16 protein-coding genes and 1 tRNA gene are annotated in these 23,226 nt (G+C 72.0%); 13 read left to right on the plus strand and 4 right to left on the minus strand.

From position 1 onward, the window contains the following. The first annotated feature begins 6 nt into the window (after positions 1-6). The gene (locus tag RM446_RS14875) at positions 7-1,110 is read left to right on the plus strand and encodes a hypothetical protein (protein WP_311545888.1); all 1,104 of its coding nucleotides are present in this window, start codon (positions 7-9) and stop codon (positions 1,108-1,110) included. Between the two features lie 200 nt (positions 1,111-1,310). After that, the gene (locus RM446_RS14880) at positions 1,311-2,198 is read left to right on the plus strand and encodes a hypothetical protein (protein WP_311545889.1); all 888 of its coding nucleotides are present in this window, start codon (positions 1,311-1,313) and stop codon (positions 2,196-2,198) included. A 186-nt stretch (positions 2,199-2,384) separates the two neighbouring features. Here the strand turns inward: RM446_RS14880 and RM446_RS14885 are convergent, their stop codons facing one another. Then, a complete protein-coding gene (locus RM446_RS14885; RefSeq protein WP_311545890.1) occupies positions 2,385-4,151 on the minus strand; it encodes a bis-aminopropyl spermidine synthase family protein in 1,767 nt (588 codons plus the stop codon). Between the two features lie 679 nt (positions 4,152-4,830). Here RM446_RS14885 and gltB point away from each other — a divergent pair. The 6 genes from gltB to pyk all read left to right on the plus strand — a co-directional run bounded on the left by gltB (position 4,831) and on the right by pyk (position 14,651). Further along, the gene (gene gltB, locus RM446_RS14890; RefSeq protein ID WP_311545891.1) at positions 4,831-9,396 is read left to right on the plus strand and encodes a glutamate synthase large subunit; all 4,566 of its coding nucleotides are present in this window, start codon (positions 4,831-4,833) and stop codon (positions 9,394-9,396) included. 33 nt (positions 9,397-9,429) lie between these two features. After that, a complete protein-coding gene (locus RM446_RS14895; protein WP_311545892.1) occupies positions 9,430-10,893 on the plus strand; it encodes a glutamate synthase subunit beta in 1,464 nt (487 codons plus the stop codon). A gap of 139 nt (positions 10,894-11,032) precedes the next feature. Beyond that, entirely contained in the window at positions 11,033-11,431 is a 399-nt protein-coding gene (locus tag RM446_RS14900) for a DUF2784 domain-containing protein (protein WP_311545893.1), read from the plus strand. A gap of 150 nt (positions 11,432-11,581) precedes the next feature. Further along, the gene (locus tag RM446_RS14905) at positions 11,582-12,472 is read left to right on the plus strand and encodes a prenyltransferase (RefSeq protein ID WP_311545978.1); all 891 of its coding nucleotides are present in this window, start codon (positions 11,582-11,584) and stop codon (positions 12,470-12,472) included. A gap of 122 nt (positions 12,473-12,594) precedes the next feature. Further along, positions 12,595-13,149, plus strand: a complete 555-nt coding sequence (locus RM446_RS14910; protein WP_311545894.1) for a type 1 glutamine amidotransferase domain-containing protein — start codon at positions 12,595-12,597, stop codon at positions 13,147-13,149. A gap of 71 nt (positions 13,150-13,220) precedes the next feature. Then, a complete protein-coding gene (gene pyk / locus RM446_RS14915; protein WP_311545895.1) occupies positions 13,221-14,651 on the plus strand; it encodes a pyruvate kinase in 1,431 nt (476 codons plus the stop codon). 106 nt (positions 14,652-14,757) lie between these two features. Here the strand turns inward: pyk and RM446_RS14920 are convergent, their stop codons facing one another. Both RM446_RS14920 and RM446_RS14925 read right to left on the minus strand, forming a co-directional pair. After that, positions 14,758-15,696, minus strand: a complete 939-nt coding sequence (locus RM446_RS14920; RefSeq protein WP_311545896.1) for a DUF1266 domain-containing protein — start codon at positions 15,694-15,696, stop codon at positions 14,758-14,760. Positions 15,697-15,992: 296 nt separating this feature from the next. Then, a tRNA-Leu gene (locus tag RM446_RS14925) sits at positions 15,993-16,066 on the minus strand. A 150-nt stretch (positions 16,067-16,216) separates the two neighbouring features. Between RM446_RS14925 and RM446_RS14930 the strand changes: the two genes are divergently transcribed. From RM446_RS14930 to RM446_RS14950, 5 genes are all read left to right on the plus strand, one after another. Further along, a complete protein-coding gene (locus RM446_RS14930; protein ID WP_311545980.1) occupies positions 16,217-16,789 on the plus strand; it encodes an ANTAR domain-containing response regulator in 573 nt (190 codons plus the stop codon). 463 nt (positions 16,790-17,252) lie between these two features. Next, positions 17,253-18,698: a branched-chain amino acid ABC transporter permease gene (locus RM446_RS14935; RefSeq protein WP_311545897.1), complete on the plus strand. Its 1,446-nt coding sequence runs from the start codon at positions 17,253-17,255 to the stop codon at positions 18,696-18,698. 12 nt (positions 18,699-18,710) lie between these two features. Beyond that, positions 18,711-19,697, plus strand: a complete 987-nt coding sequence (locus RM446_RS14940; RefSeq protein WP_311545898.1) for a branched-chain amino acid ABC transporter permease — start codon at positions 18,711-18,713, stop codon at positions 19,695-19,697. Beyond that, positions 19,687-20,574: an ABC transporter ATP-binding protein gene (locus tag RM446_RS14945; RefSeq protein WP_398695230.1), complete on the plus strand. Its 888-nt coding sequence runs from the start codon at positions 19,687-19,689 to the stop codon at positions 20,572-20,574. The genes RM446_RS14940 and RM446_RS14945 overlap by 11 nt, the downstream gene beginning before the upstream one ends. 110 nt (positions 20,575-20,684) lie before the next feature. After that, on the plus strand, positions 20,685-21,503 hold the full coding sequence (locus RM446_RS14950; protein WP_311545982.1) for an ABC transporter ATP-binding protein: 819 nt from the start codon (positions 20,685-20,687) through the stop codon (positions 21,501-21,503). A 340-nt stretch (positions 21,504-21,843) separates the two neighbouring features. On the opposite strand, the gene RM446_RS14955 is transcribed toward RM446_RS14950, so the two are convergent. Further along, positions 21,844-23,082, minus strand: coding sequence for an ABC transporter substrate-binding protein (locus RM446_RS14955; protein WP_311545899.1), 1,239 nt, complete (start codon positions 23,080-23,082; stop codon positions 21,844-21,846). Between the last annotated feature and the right edge of the window lie 144 nt (positions 23,083-23,226).

Here is a 23,226-nt window from a genome sequence, read left to right on the forward strand (position 1 = left end):
GACCACGTGAGCAGATCCGACTCCACCGGAGGAGCAGCCCGAAGGCGCTCGCGCCGGGGCGCGCCGGCCCGCGCGCCCCGGGAGCGCTACGCGGCCGACGACGTTCACACCGACCGCGGCGACACCGCTGACACGGGCGGCTCGCGCCGCGGCGGCCGCACCGCCACCGCTCCGCGCGGCGCCGAGGACTCCGGCCAGAGCGAGCGCGGCGGTCGCCGCACCGCCCGCGGCCGCCGCCCGGGCCGCTCGGCGCCCTCCGTCGACCCCGTCTCCAAGTTCTCCGCCTCCGCGCTGCGGCGGGTGAGTGTCCTGGGCGACCGGCCCAGCCAGGTCGTCTACACCCTCGCCGAGCAGAGCATGCGCAGGCGCGGCACCGCGTTCCTGGCCACGCTGCTCGTACTGTGCGTCGTCGCGCTGGTGGCGCTGCTCGGCGTTCTCGGCTATCAGCTGGCGACTGAATCCGCCGACCTCCCGAGCGGTGGCGACGGCAGCGCCATCGTGGCGCCGCCCGAAGGGCACTCCACGCTGGTTCCGGCCCTGTACCAGGCGCAGCCCCAGGATGAGGCGTTCGACCCTATCGCCGAGCGTGGCGACGACTCGGGCGGGATCCCCGAGGACAAGGTCTTCGGCTCCGACACCGAGAAGCTGGCCCTGGACGGCCACAAGCTCGTCCGGGACGAGACCGGGGTCACCGACACCTGCACGTCCCTCGTCTGGGGCGATGAGGCCGCCCAGGCCCTGGTCGACGGCGAGTGCACCTCCGCTGCCAGCGCCGTCTACCTGGACGGCGGCGGCAAGTACGTCGCCCAGTTCACGCTGTTCGACCTGGCGGACTCCGATTCGGCCGACGCCGTCTCCACGGCGCTCGACCCCAACGACTCCTCGACGGCCCCCGGGTTCCTCCTGCCCCAGAAGGACGGCATGGACGGCCTGCACAAGGGCTACAGCCAGGCCACCGCACAGGTGATGGGACACTACCTGGCGGTGTACTGGGTGGCGCGGACCGACGGAGAGCAGCCCGGCGACGGCGACACCCTCTCCACCCTGAACGTGGCGGCAATGAACGCCTCGACGTGGGTCTACCGGCAGGTCGGCGACGCCGAGCAGTAGGACCGGGGCCCGGGCGCCGCACCGCGCGCTCCGCCGCGCCCGTTGCGGGACGCGGAGGCGCCGGCGGCTCCCGGGCGGGCGGGACGGCCCGGTTCCGCCCGCAAGCTAGGATTTGCGGACCGGCGGCATGGTCACACGCGGCTCCGCCGCTCCCTCCCGCTACATGAATCACAGCCCCCGCGACCGTCCGAGAGGTTCTGGTGTCTTCTAAGTCGTCTGTTTCCGGTACCCCCGGCCGGCGGAGGAAACCCGACGAAGCCGACTCCATCGAGGGTCTGGCCGCACCTCCCGATCGCCGCAAGGGAGCCCGGCGCCGGCGCCGGCGCTCCTCCCGCGCCAAGGCGCCCGGCACGAAACTGCTCCCTCTCCTGCTCGGCGCCCTCGGAGTCGCCGTGGTGGCGCTGGCCGTGGTGCTCGTCCTGCAGTTCGTCGGCGGCGGCGCCCAGGCGCCAGAGGACCCGGTGCCCGCCGCGTTCGAGATCCACGACTCGGGCAGCGAGGTGCTGGCCACGCGGGAGGTCGACTCGCGGCCCCTGAACAAGCGCGAACTGTTCGGCGAGGACGCCAAGACGATCGAGAGCGAGAGCCAGGGGATCTCCTTCGAGCTGCAGACCTCGTCGCTGGCCGAGGACTGCGCCTCGGCGGTGTGGGGCGAGGCGGTGCGCAGCGCGCTGGCCGAGGCCGACTGCACCCAGGCGGCGCGGGCGGGCTACACCTCCGAGGACTACGTCGGCGCGGTCGCGATGTTCAACCTCAAGGACGCCGAGGCCGCGCAGGCCGTGGCGACGGCGCTGCAGCCCCCCAAGGACGCCCAGTCCGAGCAGTCCGGGTTCATCTCCGTGCCCACCCCCGAGCAGGACCCGTTCTCCAGCCTGGGCGCCGGCTACAGCGCCGCGGAGGCCACCGTCAGCGGCCACTACCTGACCGTGCTGTGGGTGCAGTCGATCGAGTCGGACGACCCGGCGGTCCGTGAGAGCCTCGTCTCCCCGCTGATCGCGCTGAACAGCTTCCGCGACCCCCTCTACAACCGCGAGGTCCAGCTGGAGAACTTCCAGGAGAACCAGCAGGGCGCCGCCGCGGCGTCCTGACGCGCGGTCCCGTGCCCCGCCGGCTTCGCCGGTACTCGGAAGGCGGGCCCGGGCGGCCGGGGAGTAGCCGGGCGCTTCGGAGGCCGCGGCGGCGGGGCGCGCACCGGCCAAGCGCGTCTTCCCCGGCTCCCACCGCACCGCGGGTCGCCCGGGCCGCCGCCGGAGCGGCCCTCCGGGGTGCCGCGGTCACGCCCGCCGGTCGCCCCGAGGGTTGCCGGAGGACGCCCCGGCGGCCGCCGCTGCCGCCCGGGCGGCCAGCTCCGCGGCCGCCTCGCGCAGCAGGGGCATGCGGTGGGCCGGCAGGTCGAGCAGCGTGTGTCCGCTGAGCCAGGGCGCTGCCTCGGGCACCGCGCGGCGGGCCGTGCGTTTGTTGACCGGGGTTCCGGCCTCGGCGGCCACCCGCACCAGCCCCTCGCGCAGGGTGGCGGCCAGCCTGCCGTGCGCGCGGCGCTGGCAGTGCAGCAGCAGCCGTTCGGCCGGGTCGCCGCCGCCCGGGAGCTCCACGGCGTGCACCGTGGTCAGCCGCGGTCCCGGAGTCCCGCGCAGGAAGCGCACGCTCCAGCGCGGCTCCAGCAGGCCGGCCAGCTCCTGCTGCCCCGCCCGGTCGCGCACCTGCGGATGGGAGGCGGGCACGACGGCGGCCGCTTGGGGGCCGGGCGCGGCCAGCAGTACCCGTGCCAGCAGGTCCTCCCATCCTCCGGTGAGGTTCACTGCGGCGCGCCCGGCCTCGCCCGGGCTCTCCAGCCACGTACCGAGCCGGACCCGGCGCGGTGCACGCGGTTGCCCACCGCCGGGCGCGGGCACGGGATCCAGTGCGCCGTCGGGCCACTCGCCCACGGCGGCCTCGGCGGCGACGCGCTCCACCACTGCGCGCGCCTCCGCCTCCCCGAGCGCCCCCGCCGCCTCGGCGGCGTTGGCGCCGCGGCTGTAAACCCGGGCTCTGGCTCCCGTGCCGCGGGCCGTCTGAGGTGTGCGGCCAGTGGGGCGCAGCACGTACAGGTCGCTGGCCGCGCCGATGGCCTCGGCGCCCAGATAGCGGTTGAAGTCGGGCCACAGCGCCTCGGTGACCAGGCCCAACCCGCCCAGCCGCCCCTGTGTCCCGGCGGTCAGCGCGGGTGTGGTCTCGCTGGCGCCGTAGGCCAGCAGCACCCGGCCGTCCCGGTGGTCGGCGAGGCCCTCCACGCCGCGGCGCACGAACAGCTCCACCCCCTCGGGTGTGTAGGGCGGGTCGGTGAAGACCGCGTCCGCACCGCCGCGCACCGCGTCGGGCAGGCCCAGCCGCAGGTCGGCGAAGTGGCAGCGCACGGGCAGGCCGAGCCGGGCGGCGGCCCCGTCGATGTAGGCGAGCATCCGCTCGTCGATGTCGACCACGACGGCCTGCAGCCCGGGGCAGACGAGGGCGGCTGCGAGCGCGGTGAGGTCGTGGTCGCCCACGCACAGCAGGCGGGTGCCGGCCGCGGGAAAGCGCGCCCGCAGCATCAGGCCGCGGCGCAGAGCGGTGTCGGCGGTGGCGGCGACGTGGTCCAGGTCCGTACGGGGGTCTGGGGCACCGTCGACGAGGCGGCGGAGTTCGGCGGCGGCCGCCTCGTGATCGCTGCGCAGGTGTGCCACGGGGTCGGCCGTCTCGGGTCGGCCGTATCCGGCGAAGTCCTCGGGGCGCACGAGCCGCACCCGGGCGCCGTCGGCGTCCCACTCGACCTCGTCGGCGAGGGCGTCGATCACGCCCTCGACCGTCCGGTGGGCCGCAGCCGTGCGGCGCACCAGCTCACGCGGCGTCCACCAGCCCCCTTCGGCGAGGGCGGCCGGTACCCGGTACACGCGCGCCGCACCGCCGCCGCGGGCGGCCAGGAGCGCGTGCGGCCCGGAGGGCGGTTCGGGGCGCGCCGGGAACGGAGCAGGGGAGGGGTGCGGTTCGGGGCGGCCGGAGGGGGCGGCGGCGGTGTCGTCGTGCACCCTCCGATCATCGCGTACCCGCGGCGCGTTCGCCGCCGCCCGTCCGGGCGCCTGCGCTCCCGCGGGGCGGAGCGTCCGCACCGCGCCGGTCCCGGGGGTGCGCGGCGGGTCCGGGGGAGGCGGGTGTCACCGGGCTCACAGGCGCTCGGTCGGGTGTGGCGCGGGTCGCAGCCGAATCTCACCGCGGCTTTATGTCCTGTCTGTTGCCTGCGGGTACGCTGACTGTGAACCGAGGCTCACCCCGCCGCACACCGCCGGATCGGGGCGGGGTACGGTTCTAGCGCTTCGCTTTGCCGCGTTCTGTGAAGATCGGGGCGAAAGGGATGTTTGAGCAAGAGTCGGGCCTGGAAGGATCCCGGCTAACCCCGAAGGGCGGGTCGACGCCGACCCACCCCGCACCGAGCGGGCCCTCGGGCCTGACCGCACTGTGGCGGTGCGCGGTCTAGACCTTCGATTTCACGTCGGGGCTGGACCGCTGTATAACTGACTACTCGCGAGTGTGGCCGCCGACCTGGGGCGACACCGGTTACTACGAGGACGTGACGCGGATTCGGCGCTGGGCGCCGACCGTGGAAACCGGTGCCAGGAGGGGCCGCCTTCGCATGCTGACGCAGCAGGGCCAATGTCGTCCCGGATGCGCTTTGTCCGAAAGCCCATACGTACGACGACAGGAGGGTAGATGCCTGCTGGCCAGGTGCAGCGTTCGTCCGTCCGACCGAACGCCGATTCCACCCGCGAGGGCCTGTACGACAGCGCCTACGAGCACGACGCCTGCGGCGTCGGGTTCGTAGCCGACCTCTCCGGCCGTCGCAGCCACGAGATCGTCGAGAAGGCGCTGACGGTGCTGCGCAACCTCGACCACCGGGGCGCCGCCGGCGCCGATCCCGAGGACGGTGACGGCGCCGGGATCATCACCCAGGTCCCCGACGCCCTCTACCGCGAGGTCTGCGGCTTCGAGCTGCCCGGGGGGGGCCGCTACGCCGCCGGCATCGCCTTCCTGCCCGCCGACAGCGGCGAGCGCGCCTCCGCCGTTGCCGCGATCGAGGCCGTCGCCGCCGAGGAGAGCCTGCGCGTGCTGGGCTGGCGCGAGGTTCCGGTCGACCCGCACTTCTGCGGACCCGCGGCGCGCGAGGCCATGCCGCACTTCGCCCAACTGTTCGTCGCGGGCGCGCAGGGCACCGCCGCCGAGGGCCTCGGCGGCATCGAGCTGGAGCGTTACGCCTACTGCCTGCGCAAACGCGCCGAGCATGAGACCGGCGTGTACTTCCCCAGCCTTTCCCCGCGCACGATCACCTACAAGGGCATGCTCACCACGCCTCAGCTGGAGCCGTTCTACGCCGACCTGTCCGACCGGCGCTACTCCAGCGGCCTGGCACTGGTGCACTCGCGGTTCTCCACCAACACCTTCCCGTCGTGGCCGCTGGCGCACCCCTTCCGCTACGTCGCCCACAACGGCGAGATCAACACCGTCAAAGGCAACCGGAACATGATGCGGGCCCGCGAGGCCACGCTCGACAGCGACCTGCTGCCCGGCGACATCTCGCGCGTGTGCCCCATCGTCGACCCCGACGACTCCGACACCGCGTCCTTCGACGCCGCTCTGGAGCTGCTGCACCTGGGCGGGCGGTCGCTGCCGCACGCGGTGCTGATGATGATCCCCGAGCCCTGGGAGAACCACACGGAGATGGACCCGCACGTGCGGGCCTTCTACGAGTTCCACTCCATGCTCATGGAGCCCTGGGACGGCCCCGCGTCGGTGTCCTTCACGGACGGCTCGCTCATCGGCGCCGTCCTGGACCGCAACGGCCTGCGCCCCGGCCGCTACTGGGTCACCGACGACGGCACCGTCGTGCTGGCCAGCGAGGCCGGCGTGCTCGACGTCGAGTCCTCGCGCATCGTACGCAAGGGGCGGCTGCAGCCCGGCCGCATCTTCGTCGTCGACACCGAGCAGGGCCGCATCATCGAGGACGAGGAGATCAAGTCCGAGCTCGCGGCCGAGCACCCCTACGCCGAGTGGCTGGAGCGCGGCGTGGTGGCCCTTTCCGACCTGGAGCCGGGTGAGCCCGAGCCCGTGGGCGACCTCGTCTGCCAGCAGCAGGTCTTCGGCTACACCGAGGAGGAGCTGCGCATCATCCTCGAGCCCATGGCGCGCACGGGCGCCGAGCCGATCGGCTCCATGGGCACCGACACGCCGGTGGCGGCGCTGTCGGCCCGCTCCCGACAGCTCTTCGACTACTTCTCGCAGGGCTTCGCGCAGGTGACCAACCCGCCGCTGGACGCCATCCGCGAGGAGCTGGTCACCAGCCTGCACACCGCGCTGGGCGCCGAGGAGAACGTCCTCTCGCCCGACCCCGAGGACTGCCGGCGCATCGTGCTGCCCACCCCGGTCCTCGACGAGGCCGGCCTGGCCCGGATCGTTCGCGCCGGGACGGCCGCGGACGCCGACCCCGCCTTCCGCACCTTCGTCGCCAACGGCACCTACGCCGCCGCCGGCGGCGGCGCGGCGATGTCGGTCCGCCTGGACGAGATCTGCGCCGAGGTGTCGGCGGCCATCGCCGCCGGCGCGCACATCGTCGTGCTCTCCGACCGCGGCGCCGGCCCCGACCGCGCGCCGGTGCCCTCGCTGCTGCTGACCGGCGCCGTCCACCACCACCTGGTGCGGGAGAAGACCCGCACCGAGGTCGGCCTGGTGGTCGAGTCCGGCGACGCCCGCGAGTGCCACCACATCGCGCTCCTGCTCGGCTACGGCGCCTCGGCGGTCGCGCCCTACATGGCGCTGGGCACGGTGCGCGACATGGTCGAGCGCGGCGTCATCGGCGGCATCGGCGCCGACGAGGCCGTGGGCAACACCGTCAAGGCCTTCGGCAAGGGCGTCCTGAAGATCATGTCCAAGATGGGCGTCTCCACGGTCAGCTCCTACACCGGAGCCCAGATCTTCGAGGCGCTGGGCCTCGGCCCCGAGGTCATCGACCGGTGCTTCACCGGCACGCCCTCCCCGCTGGGCGGCGTCGGCTTCGGCGTCCTGGCCGAGGAGGTCGGCGTCCGCCACGCAACCGCGTTCGCCGCCAACCCCGCCGACCACCGGCGGCTGGCGATCGGCGGCGAGTACCAGTGGCGCCGCGAGGGCGAGCCGCACCTGTTCAATCCCGAGACCGTCTTCAAGCTGCAGCACGCCACGCGCTCCCGGCGCTACGAGATCTTCAAGGAGTACACCTCCGCGATCGACGACCAGGCGAGCACGCTGATGACGCTGCGCGGGCTGTTCCGCCTCAAGGAGGGCGTGCGCGAGCCCGTTCCGGTGGAGGAGGTCGAGCCGGTCTCCGAGATCGTCAAGCGTTTCTCCACCGGAGCCATGTCCTACGGCTCCATCTCGGCCGAGGCGCACGAGACCCTGGCCGTGGCCATGAACCGGCTGGGCGGCAAGTCCAACACCGGTGAGGGCGGCGAGGACGCCGACCGCTTCACGCCCGACGAGAACGGCGACCTGCGGCGCAGCGCCATCAAACAGGTCGCGTCGGGCCGCTTCGGGGTGACCTCGCACTACCTCAGCAACGCCGACGACATCCAGATCAAGATGGCCCAGGGCGCCAAGCCCGGCGAAGGCGGCCAACTGCCCGGCCACAAGGTCTACCCGTGGATCGCCGGCACCCGGCACTCCACCCCCGGCGTCGGGCTGATCTCGCCGCCGCCCCACCACGACATCTACTCCATCGAGGACCTCGCCCAGCTGATCCACGACCTCAAGAACGCCAACCCCGGCGCGCGGGTCCACGTCAAGCTGGTCTCCGAGGCCGGAGTGGGCACCGTGGCCGCGGGCGTGTCCAAGGCCCACGCCGACGTCGTGCTGATCTCCGGCCACGACGGCGGCACCGGCGCCTCGCCGCTGACCTCGCTCAAGCACGCGGGCACGCCCTGGGAGCTGGGGCTGGCCGAGACCCAGCAGACCCTGCTGCGCAACGGGCTGCGCGACCGCATCGTCGTGCAGGCCGACGGGCAGATGAAGACCGGCCGGGACGTCGTCGTCGCGGCCCTGCTGGGTGCCGAGGAGTACGGCTTCGCCACCGCGCCCCTGGTGGTCTCGGGTTGCGTCATGATGCGCGTGTGCCACCTGGACACCTGCCCGGTGGGCGTGGCCACGCAGAACCCGGAGCTGCGCAAGCGCTATTCCGGCCAGGCCGACTTCGTTGTGAACTTCTTCGAGTTCATCGCCCAGGAGGTCCGCGAGTACCTGGCCGCGCTGGGCTTTCGCAGCCTGGACGAGGCCGTCGGCGCCGTCGGCCTGCTCGACACCGCCGACGCCGTGGACCACTGGAAGGCCTCCGGGCTGGATCTCGCGCCCGTCCTGCACGAGGAGGACTCCTGGGACGGCGACCACCGCCACCGGGTGCGCGGCCAGGACCACGGGCTGGAGAAGGCGCTGGACAACACGCTGATCCAGCTGGCCGAGGGCGCCTTGGAGTTCGGCGAACCGCTGAAGCTGGACCTGCCGGTGCGCAACGTCAACCGCACCGTCGGCACCATGCTGGGACACGAGATCACCAAGCGCTACGGCGCCGAGGGCCTGCCCGACGACACCGTCGACGTCACCTTCACCGGCTCGGCCGGCCAGTCCTTCGGCGCGTTCGTGCCGCGGGGCGTCACCCTGCGGCTCGTCGGCGACGCCAACGACTACGTGGGCAAGGGGCTCTCCGGTGGCCGGGTCGCCGTCCGCCCGCCCGAGGACGTGCCCTTCGCGCCGGAGCGACACATCATCGCCGGCAACGTCATCGCCTACGGTGCGACCTCCGGCGAGGTGTTCCTGCGCGGCGTCGTGGGCGAGCGGTTCTGCGTGCGCAACTCCGGCGCGCTGGCCGTCGCCGAGGGCGTGGGCGACCACGGGTGCGAGTACATGACCGGCGGGCGCGCCGTCATCCTGGGCACCACGGGGCGCAACTTCGCCGCGGGCATGTCCGGGGGCATCGCCTACGTGCTGGACCTCGACCCCGAGCGGGTGAACGGCGAGATGGTCGACCTCGACCCGCTCGACGACGCCGACCGGACGTTCCTGCGCGACGTGCTGGACCGCCACCGCGAGGCCACCGGATCGGGTGTCGCAGCCGAGCTGCTGGCCGACTTCGACAACGCGCTCGCCCGGTTCGGCAAGGTCATGCCGCGCGACTTCAAGCGGGTGCTGGCCGCCCAGGCCGAGGCCGAGCGCGCCGGCCGCGACGTCGGCGAGGCCATCATGGCCGCCGCCCAGTCCTGAATCGTCGGCCGGATCCGAAAGGAGGGGAACACGATGGCTGACCCGAAGGGGTTTCTGAAGATCACCGAGCGGGAGCTGCCCGCTCGCCGCCCGGTCGACGTGCGCATCCAGGACTGGCACGAGGTCTACCACGAGGCCGACCGCGGCACCGTCGTCAGGCAGGCTTCGCGCTGCATGGACTGCGGAATCCCGTTCTGCCACAACGGCTGCCCGCTGGGCAACCTCATCCCCGAGTGGAACGACCTGGTCCACCGCCACGACTGGGGCGAGGCGATCGAGCGGCTGCACGCGACCAACAACTTCCCGGAGTTCACCGGGCGGCTGTGCCCGGCTCCGTGCGAGTCGGCGTGCGTGCTGGGCATCAATCAGCCTGCCGTGACCATCAAGAACGTCGAGAACTCCATCATCGACCGGGCCTGGGAAGAGGGCTGGGTGCGGCCCCAGCCGCCCGAAACCCGCTCGGGGCGCAAGGTCGCGGTCGTGGGCTCTGGACCGGCCGGGCTGGCGGCGGCTCAGCAACTGACCCGCGCCGGACACGACGTCACGGTCTTCGAGCGGGCCGACCGTGTCGGCGGGCTGCTGCGCTACGGCATCCCCGAGTTCAAGATGGAGAAGCGGCATATCGAGCGCCGCCTGGGCCAGATGCGGGCCGAGGGCACGGTCTTTCGCACCGGCGTCGACGTGGGCACCGACATCACCGTCGAGGAGTTGCGCGCCCAGCACGACGCCGTGCTGCTGGCCGGCGGGGCCACCGCGTGGCGCGAGCTGCCGGCCGCCGGCCGCGAGCTCGACGGCGTCCACCAGGCCATGGAGTACCTGCCTCTGGCCAACCGGGTGCAGGAGGGCGACTTCGACACGCCCGCCATCAGCGCCGAGGGCAAGCACGTCATCGTCATCGGCGGCGGCGACACCGGCGCCGACTGCGTGGGCACGGCGCACCGCCAGGGCGCCCTGTCGGTCACCCAGCTGGAGATCATGCCCAAGCCGCCCGGGGACCGGCCCGAGAACCAGCCGTGGCCGACCATGCCCATGGTCTACAAGGTCACCACCGCTCATGAGGAGGGCGGCGAGCGGCTGTACTCGGTCAACACCGTGGAGTTCCTCGGAGGCGACGACGGGCGCGTGCGCGCGCTCAAGCTGGTCGACGTCGAGCGCACCGCCAACGGCTTCGAGCCGGTCGCCGGGACCGAGCGCGAGATCCCGGCCGGACTGGTCACCCTGGCCATGGGCTTCGTCGGCCCGGAGAAGGCCGGGATGATCGAGCAGCTGGGCGTGGAGCTGGACGGGCGCGGCAACGTCGTGCGCGGCGCCGATTACGCCACCACGGTCGAGGGCGTCTTCTGCGCCGGCGACATGGGGCGCGGCCAGTCCTTGATCGTGTGGGCGATCGCCGAGGGACGCTCGGCGGCGGCGAGCCTGGACCGGTACCTCACCGGTGCGGACACCGTCCTGCCGACGGCCGTCCCGCCCACGGAGCGGCCGCTGACCGCGAGCTGACCAGCGGTCAGGGCGGCGCGGGCACGTGCCCGCGCCGCCCGGGCGCCAGGGGCCGGGTCCCGCCCCCGCGAGGGCGCACTGTCCCCGGAATCGCCGTAGTGGCGGGCATTTCCACCGCCCCCGCGGGTACTTCCCCCATATGGGCTACCGCCTTATCGCCGACGCGGCCATGCTGCTGCACTTCGGCTTCCTGTGCTATGTGGCACTGGGCGGGTTCCTCGTGTGGCGCTGGCCGCACGCGTTGTGGCCGCACGTGGGCGTGTGCGCTTATGCGCTGGGCATCATCGACTTCCAGTGGCTCTGCCCGCTCACCGGAATCGAGGACTGGGCGCGGCTGCGGGCCGGCCTGCAGGGCCTGCCCTCCAGCGGGTTCATCGACCACTACCTGACCGGTGTGGTCTACCCCGAGCGCTACCTGACCGAAGTACAGTTCGCCGTGGCGGCGGTGGTGGCGGTGTCCTGGCTGGGGGCGCTGCTGCTGACGATGCGGCGGCGGCGTACGCCGAGGGAACGGGACGAGGCGACCGGGTCCCGTTAAGAATCCGTGTGGATTTCCCTGTCGCGAAAGCCGCGAGGCGGGCGGAATTCGCGTAAAGAAGTGCAAAAATGGCGCATAGCGGTCGCCTGTCCGGCCCTGGGCCTTTGAACGGATGCCCAGGTGCGGGCGTACATTCGTGGCATGAGCATGGTGACCCCGGAAGCCCTCCGCTCCGCGGAGCACTTCATCTCGCGCAATGCCCGACTCATCGACCGCCACCGCTTCGCCTACCATTTCCGCAGCGGCTCGGCCGCGCCCATCCGCTCGGCCCTGGAGTCCTACCGCAACGTCGACGGGGGCTACGGCAACGGCCTCGACCCCGACTTGCGGGGCCACGGCAGCCAGCCTGCCGCCGTCGTGGTGGCCCTGCGCTACCTCGACGAGCTCGGCGCCGTCCCCCGCGACATCGCCGACGGCGTCGGCCGCTACCTCACCAGCATCACCCGCGACAGCGGGGGAGTGCCGCCGGTGCTGCCCACGGCGCGCCACACCGAGGCCGCGCCCGCCTACCGCGAGGCCCACGACTTCGCGGGCGCGCTCGAGCCCACGGCGACCCTGGTGGGCCTGATGCACCGCCACCGCATCTGCCACGCCTGGCGCGACCGCGCCACCGCCTTCTGCTGGACGCGCATCGCCTCACTGCGCTGGACCGACCCCGACGAGGCCGTCGCGCTGTGCACCTTCCTGGAGAACGTGCCCGACCGCCGGCGCGCCGAGGCCGAGTTCCAACGCCTGGCCCCGGCCATGCGCGCCGTGATCGAGACCGACCCCGCGGCAGCGGGCGACGTGCACCGGCCGCTGGACCTGGCCGCCCGCCCCGACCACATCGCCCGGCGGCTCTTCACCGACGAGGAGGTCGCCGGCGACCTCGACGGGCTACTCGGGCGCTGGAGCGCCGACGGCGGCTGGGACATCACCTGGGACAGCTGGGCCGTCAGCGCCCGAAACGAATGGCGCGGGATGCTCACCGTTCGGCATCTGAAGACGCTGCGCGACTACGGGCGCCTCTCCGCCGACGTCCCCGCCGTGCGGACCGGCTGAGCCGCCGCTGCGCGGCGCGCGCGTAAGCCCTCGCATCGTGGGCAGCGGCAACGCTGCAGGCCCGCCCCGCGGTGTCCGCCGCGGGGCCGGGATGCCGCCGCACGAGAAGGAGGACGACCACCATGGCCGGCGACCTCAACGGATCCATCATCGCCTTCCTCGCCGCTCCCGAAGGCACCGAGCAGATCGAGCTCACCGACCCCTGGCAGGCCGTGGAGAAGGCCGGGGGGACGCCGCAGCTGATTTCGACCTCGCCCGGGGAGATCCAGGGGTTCAACCACCTCGACAAGGGCGACACCTTCGCCGTCGACGCCCCGGTCGAGGAGGTGGGCGCCGACGACTTCGCCGGGCTTGTGCTGCCCGGCGGCGTAGCCAACCCGGACTTCCTGCGCACGGTCCCGCGCGCGGTCGCGTTCACCAAGGAGTTCTTCGACAAGGCCAAGCCGGTCGCGGCGATCTGCCATGCGCCCTGGCTGCTGGTCGAGGCCGAGGCGGTCGCCGGACGCCGCCTCACCTCGTTCCCGAGCCTGCGGACGGACATCGCGAACGCCGGCGGGCAATGGGTCGACGAACAGGCCGTGGTCTGCTCCCAGGGGCCGAACAAGTTGGTCACCAGTCGCAAACCGGACGACCTGCCCGCGTTCGACGGCGCGCTCGTGAGCGCGTTCGCCGGGTAGCGACCTGGAGTACGCCCACTCGCAACCTGGTTTAGACCACTGCACTGCCCAGACGCTTTAGAGTGTTAAGGGTGACACGTCGAGCAAAAATCGTCGCGACTCTCGGTCCCGCGACATCGAGCCCGGAGAGTATCCGCGCGCTCGTCGACGCGGGACTGGACGTAGCGCGACTCAACCTCAGCCACGGAACGCATGAGGACCACCACGCCAGCTATACCAACGTCCGGGAGGCCTCCGAGGCCGCCGGGCGCAGCGTAGGGATCCTCGCCGACCTGCAGGGACCCAAGATCCGCCTGGGAACCTTCCCCGAAGGCCCCGTCGAACTGGCCGCCGGCGACCAGTTCACGGTGACCGTCGAGGACGTCCCCGGCGATCGGCACCGGGTCTCCACCACCTACAAGGGCCTGCCCGGGGACGTGCGCCCGGGCGACCGCGTCCTGATCGACGACGGCAACGTGGTCCTGGAGTGCACGAAGGCCACCAACACCGAGGTCCAGACACGGGTCCTCATCGGCGGCCGCGTCTCCAACCACAAGGGCCTCAACCTGCCCGGCGTCTCGGTCAGCGTGCCCGCCCTCACCGATAAGGACGAAGAGGACCTGCGCTGGGCCCTGGAGGAGGGCGTCGACATGGTCGCGCTGTCCTTCGTGCGCAGCCCGGCCGACGCCGAGGACGTCCACCGCATCATGGACGACGTCGGCGTTCGGGTCCCGCTCATCGCCAAGATCGAGAAGCCGCAGGCCGTCGAGCGCTTGCAGGACATCATCGAGGTCTTCGACGGAGTGATGGTCGCCCGCGGCGACCTCGGCGTCGAGCTGCCGCTGGAGAACGTCCCGATGGTGCAGAAGCGCGCCATCGAGCGGTGCCGTGACAAGGCCAAGCCGGTGATCGTGGCGACCCAGATGCTGGAGTCCATGATCAGCTCGCCGCGGCCCACCCGCGCCGAGACCTCCGACGTCGCCAACGCCGTCCTGGACGGCGCCGACGCGGTCATGCTCTCCGGCGAGACCAGCGTGGGCGCGTTCCCGATCGAGACGGTCGAGACGATGGCCCGCATCGTCGCCGCGGCCGAGCAGGAGTCCCTGCGGGCCTCGCACATCCTCAGCCGGGTCCCCGAGACCACCGGAGGGGCCATCGCCCGCGCCGCCGCCGAAGTCGGCGCCACCGTCGGAGCCAAGGCCCTGGTCGCCTTCACCATGTCCGGCGAGACCGCGCGCCGACTGGCGCGCTACCGCTCGCCGATCCCGCTGCTGGCGTTCACCACGCAGGGCTCCACGCGGGCGCAGCTGGCGCTGACCTGGGGCGTCGACACCCACTGCGTGCCCTGGGTCGACCACACCGACGACATGGTGAGCCAGGTCGAGGGCGAGCTGCTGGAGATGGGCATCTACCAGAAGGGCGACAAGATCGTCGTCGTCTCCGGGAGCCCGCCCGGAACCCCGGGTTCGACCAACTCGCTGCGCGTACACCGCATCGGCGACGCGATCACCCACGGCCGCTGATCCGGCCGCAGGGTCGAGGCGGGCACGCGCCTCCCCACCCCGGCCCTCGCCCCGGGAAGGCCCACTGGCCTTCGCCGGGGAGGGCCGACCGGGGTCCGGCCCCGCCTCAGTTCGGCAGCGCGTTGGGCAGTGGGCCCTCGTAGGACGCCCGCTCCAGCGGCATGTCCCACGGCAGGCGCTGCCACGGGCTCGCCGGGTCGAACGCGAGCAGCTCCAGCGCGGTCCACGTGCGCTCCCACCCCGGCCCCCGCTGGGCGTAGGTGAGCAGGTACCCGCAGTGGAAGGCCTCGGCCAGCTGCTGCCAGCTCGCATAGCGCCGCTGCAGGTCGCCCGCCGTGCGGCGGAGCAGGCTCTGGGTCTCCACACGGCTCAGCCATTCCAGGGTGGCCCCGCCCAGTATCAGGCGGACGATCTGCGCCGCCCGCCACCACTGGTGGGCGGCGACGACCACCGTGTCCGCGCCCTGCTCGGCGCCGGTGACGGCGCGCAGCCGTCCGACCTGTTCAGGGGCCAGGTGCACCACGCGCTCGTGCGCGGAGTCGGGACTGGGCCGGCCGCGCAGCGTGGCGGCGGCGAAGTCGATGTGCACGTCGGCTTCACCGCCGGCGTGCAGTTCGGTCCACAGCCGCTCGACGGTCGCCAGCAGCGACGCGCGATCGACGACCCCCCACTCCTGCTCCAGCGCGCGCCGGTAGCGGCGCCGAAGCTGCGGGCGCTCGACCTCGTCCCAGGGTTCGGCCAGGGCCGTGCGGAAGGGGGCCGCCGCGGCGGCGGCCCAGCGCTCGGTGCTCAACGGGGCCTCGGGGGCGGCGGTGCGCAGCGCGGGGGGCTCGCGCGAGCCCACGACAAGCTCGGCGAAGGTGCCCGCAGCCAGCAGCACGACGGGCGCGAACGCCCAGCCCGGCAGGCCCAGCGCGACCAGCAGCACCGCCGCTGCGGCCAGGGGGGCCAGCAACCAGGGCTGACGGCGCCGGGACCCCCACGACACCAGGACCCAGGCGCCGATGGTCAGCGCCCCGGCGATCGCGGCCACCGCGCTCAGCACCAGGACCTCCTCCACTCGCAGCCGACAACCGCCCGTCGCGGCCGCAGACGCCGCCCGAGCCGCTCTCGTAGAACACGCCCGTACTCCAGGATCGGCGAACCCCGGCGGTCGTGGCGACCGAACCTACGGGTTGTGCTCGTGTTGTGGCCGCAATGTGACCGGCGCTGCGCCGCGCGCGGTCACGGCCTCGCGGACGGCGAGCTGAGGACGTGGGCGGGCGCGGGAAGCCGGGAGAAGCCGGTGAGGGGACCGGTCGCCTCGACCGCGCCGCCGACGGGGGCGCGAGAGGCACAGGGTGCCCTGAGTGGGATTCGAACCCACACTGTACGAGGTTTGAGCTCGCTCGCTCTACCGGTTGGCGTATCAGGGCTGCGCAGCGGGAAAGGGGGCGAACCGAGCCGAAGACCCCGGATGGGGCGCGGCTGGCGAGGTCACGCCTTGGCTTAAGTTCCCGCGGCCGCTGCTCAGTATCGTAGCGGATCTCGGTACCCTCATGTACGTGACGACGACGCAGAGCCGCGTGGTGATCGCGGAAGACGAGGCCCTGATCAGGCTGGACCTCAAGGAGATGCTTGAGGAGGACGGCTATGCCGTTGTGGGCGAGGCCGGCGACGGCGAGACCGCGATACGCCTCGCCGGGGAGCACCGGCCCGACCTCGTCATCCTCGATATCAAGATGCCGGTCCTCGACGGGCTGTCGGCCGCCGAGCACATCGCCGCCGAGCGCATCGCGCCCGTCGTCATCCTGACCGCCTTCTCCCAACGTGAACTGGTCGAGCGCGCCCGCGACGCAGGGGCGATGGCCTACCTGGTCAAGCCGTTCAGCAAGTCCGACCTGGTACCGGCGATCGAGATGGCCGTCAGCCGCTACGCCGAGCTGTCGGCGCTGGAGGCCGAGGTCAGCGGCCTGCAGGAGCGGTTGGACACCCGCAAGCTGGTCGAGCGGGCCAAAGGGCTGCTGCAGAGCCGGCACGGCCTCAGCGAGCCCGAGGCCTTCCGGTGGATCCAGAAGAACTCGATGGACCGCCGGCTGACCATGCGCAAGGTCGCCGAGACGGTGATCGAGACCCTGGGCGAGCAGGGCGGCGGCTGAGACGACGCGCGGTACCCGCCGCCCGCCGCCTGACAGACAGCTGGGCAACCGGGTGATCACCGATCCGCGGACCCCAACCCCGTCGATCTTGTAGCCATCGCAAATGGAAATCGCTTTCCTTCACGATGGCTACAAGATCGACGGTGGTATTGCCCTCGGGGGGCAGCCGGACGGCGGCGCAGGAGCGAACGCCGCGGCCCTGCCCTGTGGTTGCGCAGGGTGACGGCGAACCCGCCCGCGGTCGCTTCCTCGTGGCCCGGTGCTCCGACGAGGCCCCCGTCAACAGGCGAAACGTCCCGGTTCGATCACGGATGCGCACAAAGCAGTGACGTTTGGATCACGTGGCTTTAGAGGTGCTGAATGCACAGGGTAAAGCGGGCTAAACTCACGCCACCGAACAGCAAATCCGTCGGAAGCGGACACAGACCGGTTCCGGCCTCTGACGAATGCGCAAGGAGCGCGCGTGCGCACACGCCTCGTGACGGTGCTGCTCGCCCTGATCGCCGCCACCTTGGCGATCCCGGGTGCGGCGGCAGCAGACACCCAGGGCGGTGCGTCGCTATTCGGCCAGATCCGTCAACCGGACAGCGACGAGGGTGTCGAGGGCCTCGACATCACCGTCTCCCAGGACGGCGAGCGGATCGGCGAAGCGACCACCGACTCCAGCGGTGATTGGGAAGTGGACCTGCCCGGCGCAGGCACCTACCACGTGGTGCTCGACGAGGAGTCGGTACCCGGGGAATACGACGTCCTGCAGCTCCCCGCGGGGGCCGAGCGCGACGTCGAGGTCCGCGACGACCAGCGCTTCGCCGTCGTCTACCAGCTCGTCCCGCAGGGGCAGGGCCAGCCTGCCCCGCCCAGCGAATCGGAGTCCTCCGAGGACAGCACCGGGGACGGCGAAGGCGACGGCACTGCGGGAGGCGGCGAGGAAGAGGGTGCCGTCGAGGCCCCGCCCGCCCCCGAGGGCTCCGGCGCGTTCGGCCAGGTCGTCTCGCTGACGATGGCGGGCCTGCTTTTCGGCCTGATCATCGCCATCTCGTCGGTCGGCCTCTCACTCATCTTCGGCACCACCCGGCTGATCAACTTCGCCCACGGCGACATGGTCACCTTCGGCGCGATCATGGCGATGATCTTCAGCGGGACCGCGACCCTGGCCTCGCTGCACGAGCCCTTCGAGGGGGTGCCCGTCCTCGACTTCGCGACCAACCCGTTCGTCGTGGGCACCGTGCTCGCCGTCGTCTGCGGGGGCTTGCTCGGCGGGCTGCTGGAGCGGTTCCTGTGGCGCCCCCTGCGGCGCCGCCACGTGGCGATGATCCAGATGTTCATCGTGACCATCGGCATCGCCCTGCTGCTCCGCCACGCCCTGCTGGTCGTCTTCGAGGCCAACCGGCGCAAGTACGTGCAGTTCCGCATCCAGGACATGATCGAGTGGGGCCCGGTCGCCATCACGCCCCGCGACCTCGGGATCATGGTGCTGTCCGTCGTGGTGCTGGTCCTGGTCGCGAGCATGCTGCAGTTCACCCGGATCGGGAAGGCGATGCGGGCGGTCTCGGACAACCGCGACCTCGCGGAGTCGTCCGGCATCGACGTCGACCGCGTCACCGTCTACGTCTGGGTGATGGGCGGCGCCCTATCGGCCCTGGGCGGGGTCCTCCTCGGCCTGAACCAGTCGGTGTACTGGCAGATGGGCTTCCACCTGCTGCTGCTGATGTTCGCCGCGGTGATCCTCGGCGGGCTCGGCACCGCTTACGGCGCGATGGTCGGCGGCCTGGCGATCGGCCTGGTCGCCCAGCTCTCGACGCTGTGGTTCTCGCCGCAGCTGATGAACGTGTGGGCGCTGCTCATCATGATCGTCGTGTTGTTGGTACGGCCGCAGGGCATCCTGGGCCGTCGTGAACGGGTCGGCTAGGGGAGACGGACGATGGACATCATGACGATCCTCTCCTTGTCCCTGGAGACGGCGATCGGGCCCATCGCGGCCATCTACGTGCTCGCGGCCATCGGGCTGAACATGCACTTCGGCTACACCGGCCTGCTCAACTTCGGCCAGGTCGGGTTCATGCTCGTGGGCGCCTACGGCGTCGCGATCAGCGTCGCGACCTTCGGGCTCTCGCTGTGGGCGGGTTTCCTGGCCAGCCTGGGCTGCTCGGTGGTGCTGGCGCTGCTGCTGGGCATCCCGACCCTTCGGCTGCGCTCCGACTACCTGGCGATCTCCACCATCGCCGTGGCCGAGGTGCTGCGACTGGTCTACCGCGCCGAGTTCGCCCGGCCGATCACCGGCGGCGTCTACGGGCGGCAGAGCTTCGCCGAAGGCTTCTACGAGGCCAACCCCCTCCCGCAGGGCTCCTTCGGGATCGGCGACGTCGACTTCTCCTCCGACGAACTCTGGCTGATGCTGGCCTGCTGGGGCCTTGCCGCCGCAGGGCTGGTGATGACTGCGCTGCTCATGCACAGCCCCTGGGGCCGCGTCATCAGGGGCATCCGCGAGGACGAGGACGCCGTCCGCAGCCTTGGCAAGGACGCCTTCAACTACAAGCTGCAGAGCCTGGTCTTCGGCGGCGTGTTCGGCGGCCTCGCCGGCGTGATGATCGCTCTCAACCAGCAGAACATCACCCCCGACCAGTTCATGCCGCAGGTCACCTTCTACCTGTGGGCGATGCTGCTGCTGGGCGGCGTCGGCACGATCTGGGGCCCGGTCGTAGGCCCGGTCATCATGTGGTTCCTGCTCACGCTCTTCGACGAGACCCTGCGCGGCATGGCCTCCAACGAGGTGCTGCCCTTCCTGGCCACCTCCGATTCCGGCCCGCTGCGCCACGCCCTTGTCGGTGTGGTCCTGATGCTGCTGATCGTCTACCGTCCGCAGGGCCTCGTCGGCAACCGCAAGGAGATGCTGGTCAATGTCAAGTGACGCGACGCGCGGCGGGCCCGAGGCGGGTCGGGACCTGATGGCCGGCGCCGAGCCCGTGCCCGGATCGGCCAAGGCCGACCCGATCCTGCGGGCCGACGGCATCCGCCGCTCCTTCGGCGGCCTGACCGCCGTGGACGTGGAGCACCTGGAGGTCCAGCGGGGCACCATCACCGCGCTCATCGGCCCCAACGGCGCAGGCAAGTCCACCCTGTTCAACCTGCTCACCGGGTTCGACCGGGCCGACGCGGGCGGGTGGTCGTTCCAGGGCCGCAAGCTGAACGGCGTCGCCGGCCACAAGGTCGCCCGGCGCGGAATGGTGCGCACCTTCCAGCTCACCAAGGCGCTGACCCGCCTGACCGTGCTGGAGAACATGCTGCTGGCCGCGCCCGGGCAGACCGGAGAGCGCTTCGCGGGCTCCTTCGCCCGGTGGATGTGGGCCGGCCAGGAGGCCGCCAACCGCGAGCGCGCCCTGGAACTGCTGGCGCGCTTCAAGCTCGACACGAAGCGGGACGACATCGCCGGAAGCCTCTCCGGCGGCCAGCGCAAGCTGCTGGAGATGGCCCGCTCGCTCATGGTCGACCCGTCCATGGTGATGCTCGACGAGCCCATGGCCGGCGTGAACCCCGCGCTGGTGCAGTCCCTGCTGGAGCACATCACCGCGCTGCGCGACGAGGGCACCACCGTGCTGTTCGTCGAGCACGACATGGACGTGATCATGGGCATCAGCGACTGGATCGTGGTGCTGGCCCAAGGGCGGGTGATCGCCGAGGGGCGGCCTGCCGACATCCGCTCCAACAACGAGGTGATCGACGCCTACCTGGGTGCGAGCCACGACGATCCGGGTAGTGGAGCGCAGGCGAAGGAGGAGGGGCCGTGAGTGCATCCGAGCAGGCCGGCGGGTCCGGCGGCGGCGCCGAACCGCGCCGCGAGGACCAGGACGGCCGGGAGGCCGGCTCCGCGGCCGAGCGGCACGACCGGGAAACGCGCCTGCCGGAGCCCCCGGAGGACGCGACCGTTCTGCAGGAGCACCGCGAGGAGGTGCTCGAACAGGCCGGACCGACCGAAGGCGTCGAGGACTACTCCCGGTACCTGCTGGTCGCCGACGGGGTGAAGGCCGGATACGTCCCCGAGGTCAACATCCTCGACGGGTGCACGCTGACCCTGCGCGAAGGCGAGGTCGTGGGCATCATCGGGCCCAACGGCGCCGGCAAGTCCACCCTGATCAAGACGATCTTCGGCCTGCTGCCGGTGCGCGGGGGCGCGATCACGCTCCGCGGCGAGAGCATCGTCGACCGCAGCGCCCACCAGCTGGTCTCCAGCGGCGTCGGCTACGTGCCCCAGTCGCAGAACGTCTTCCCCAGCCTGACCGTCGAGGAGAACCTGGAGATGGGCGTGTTCCTGCGCCCGAAGATCTTCCAGAGGCGCCTGGCGTCCGTGGCCGAGCTGTTCCCGCTGCTGGCCGAGCGCCGCAAGCAGAAGGCGGGGGCGCTCTCCGGCGGCGAACGCCAGATGGTGGCCATGGGGCGCGCGCTGATGATGGAGCCCTCGGTCCTGCTGCTGGACGAGCCCACCGCCGGGCTCTCGCCGATCTTCCAGGACGACGTGTTCCAGCGCGTCCGCGAGATCAATGCGACCGGCGTCTCGGTGGTCATGGTCGAGCAGAACGCCCGCCGCTGCCTACAGGTCTGCGACCGCGGCTACGTGCTGGACCAGGGCCGCAACGCCTACACCGGCACCGGGCGGGAGCTGCTGGACGACCCCAACGTCATCGAGCTCTACCTGGGCACCCTGGCGCAGGTGGGCTAGGTTCCCCGCCGGGCGGACGCCGCCCGGCACCGGCGGGAGCCGCACGCGACGGATCCGAAAGGGCGGCGCCCAGGCGCCGCCCTTCTGCATGCGCTCGGGAGGCTCCGGGGAAGGGACCGGGGCCCGGCGGGCCCCGTCCTCGGACGCGGCCGACGCGCGCACCGCACGCTCGCCCCATGCGCCCCCCGCTCGCACCCGCGGGCCCGGACTGGCGCGGTCCGCGTTGACGACGGACCCGCTCCCCGCCCGTGCGAAGGCCCCCGGCGGTCCGAGGACCGGCCGGGGGCCGTGTGCGTGTGCGCCGACGCCCGCGGGAGCGGGAAGGCGCGGACGCGGGGAGCTAGGCCTCGCTGTCCACCGTGATCTCGTCCTGCTTGCTGTGGGCGCCCTGGTCGTCGAAGCCGTAGATCTGGAAGGTCGCCGAGGTGACGTTGCCGTCCTCGTCGAAGTTGATCGGGCCGCTCACGCCCTGGTAGTCGATGTCCTCACCGTCGGCGATCAGGTCCTTGCACTCCTTGAAGCCGCTGCACTCGGTGCCCTCGCGGGAGACCGCGCGGACCTCGTCCACGAAGACCGCGGGGTCGGTGCTCTCGGCCTGCTCGGCGGCGAGCGCGGTGACGATCGCGCAGTCGTAGACCTGACCGGAGAACTGGAAGACCTCGAGGTCGGAGGAGAAGCCCGTGAGGCCCTCGATGAACTGGTCCTCGCCGTTGTCGGGCGCGGTGCCCTGGAAGCCCGCGAGGGTGCCCGGGTCCTCGGCGTCCACCTTCTCGGCCAGCGTCTCGTCGTTGAGGCCGTCGGTGCCGTACATCTGGTCGGCCTTGACCCCGGACTCGATCAGGCCGGTGATGATCTGCACGCCCTCCTCGAAGGAGACCATCACCACCGCGTCGGCGTCGGCGTCGGCGACGTCGCTGACGATCGAGTCGAAGTTGGAGGAGTTGGGGTCGTAGCCCTCGTTGAAGGCGACCTCGATGCCGTTCTGCTTGAGCGCCTCGGCCGTCGCGTTGGCCAGGCCCTCGCCGTAGTCGTCGGCGCGGTAGGTGATCGCGACGCTCTGGTGGCCGTCGCCCGCGATCTTCTGCGCGAGGACCGGGCCCTGCATGGTGTCGCTGGGCGCGGTGCGCCAGTAGTAGCCCGTCTCGTCCTCGCCGGCCAGGCCCGGCGCGGTGTTGGAGCCGGAGCACTCGACGACCTCGGCGCCGGTGACGGTGTCCATGATGGCCTGGGTCATGCCCGAAGCGGCCGCGCCCAGGATGATGTCGGCGTCCTGGTCGACCAGGCGCTTGGCGGCGTCGTTGGCCTGAGCGGCGTCGTTGGCCTCGTCGCCGGTCAGGATGTCGGGTACCTCGCTGCCCGCGACACCGCCGGCGTCGTTGATCTCCGACAGCGCGTACTTGGCGGCCTGGATCTGCGGCGGGCCCAGGTGGGAGAGGTCCCCCGTCTCGGGGAAGACGTATCCGAACTGCAGCGGGTCTTCGCCGCCGCCTCCTTCTCCGCCTCCGCCGCCGCAGGCGGTCAACCCAAGTGTGAGGGCCGCGGCCGCCGCGGTGAGGCTGAGGGCCTTCTTGCTTGGCATCGAGGTCTCTCCGTTCAACCGGCTGGGTAGCGCTGGTGCGCCCTGGCGGCGGCGAGGGTGATCGCGCTTAACCACGGGCGTTAGCGGAGCTTAATCACACCCGTTCACGTTGCGGTAGGCCGGATCTCATGTCGGTGCTGAGTC

The organism is Streptomonospora wellingtoniae (genome assembly GCF_031845375.1).
GTDB classification, from domain to species: Bacteria; Actinomycetota; Actinomycetes; order Streptosporangiales; family Streptosporangiaceae; genus Streptomonospora; species Streptomonospora wellingtoniae.

Coding starts and splice junctions, on each gene's coding strand:
- RM446_RS14900 (WP_311545893.1), top strand. CDS start 11,033: ATGGGCTACCGCCTTATCGCCGACGCGGCCATGCTGCTGCACTTCGGC.
- RM446_RS14895 (WP_311545892.1), top strand. CDS start 9,430: ATGGCTGACCCGAAGGGGTTTCTGAAGATCACCGAGCGGGAGCTGCCC.
- RM446_RS14910 (WP_311545894.1), top strand. CDS start 12,595: ATGGCCGGCGACCTCAACGGATCCATCATCGCCTTCCTCGCCGCTCCC.
- gltB (WP_311545891.1), top strand. CDS start 4,831: ATGCCTGCTGGCCAGGTGCAGCGTTCGTCCGTCCGACCGAACGCCGAT.
- RM446_RS14940 (WP_311545898.1), top strand. CDS start 18,711: ATGGACATCATGACGATCCTCTCCTTGTCCCTGGAGACGGCGATCGGG.
- RM446_RS14955 (WP_311545899.1), bottom strand. CDS start 23,082: ATGCCAAGCAAGAAGGCCCTCAGCCTCACCGCGGCGGCCGCGGCCCTC.
- RM446_RS14945 (WP_398695230.1), top strand. CDS start 19,687: ATGTCAAGTGACGCGACGCGCGGCGGGCCCGAGGCGGGTCGGGACCTG.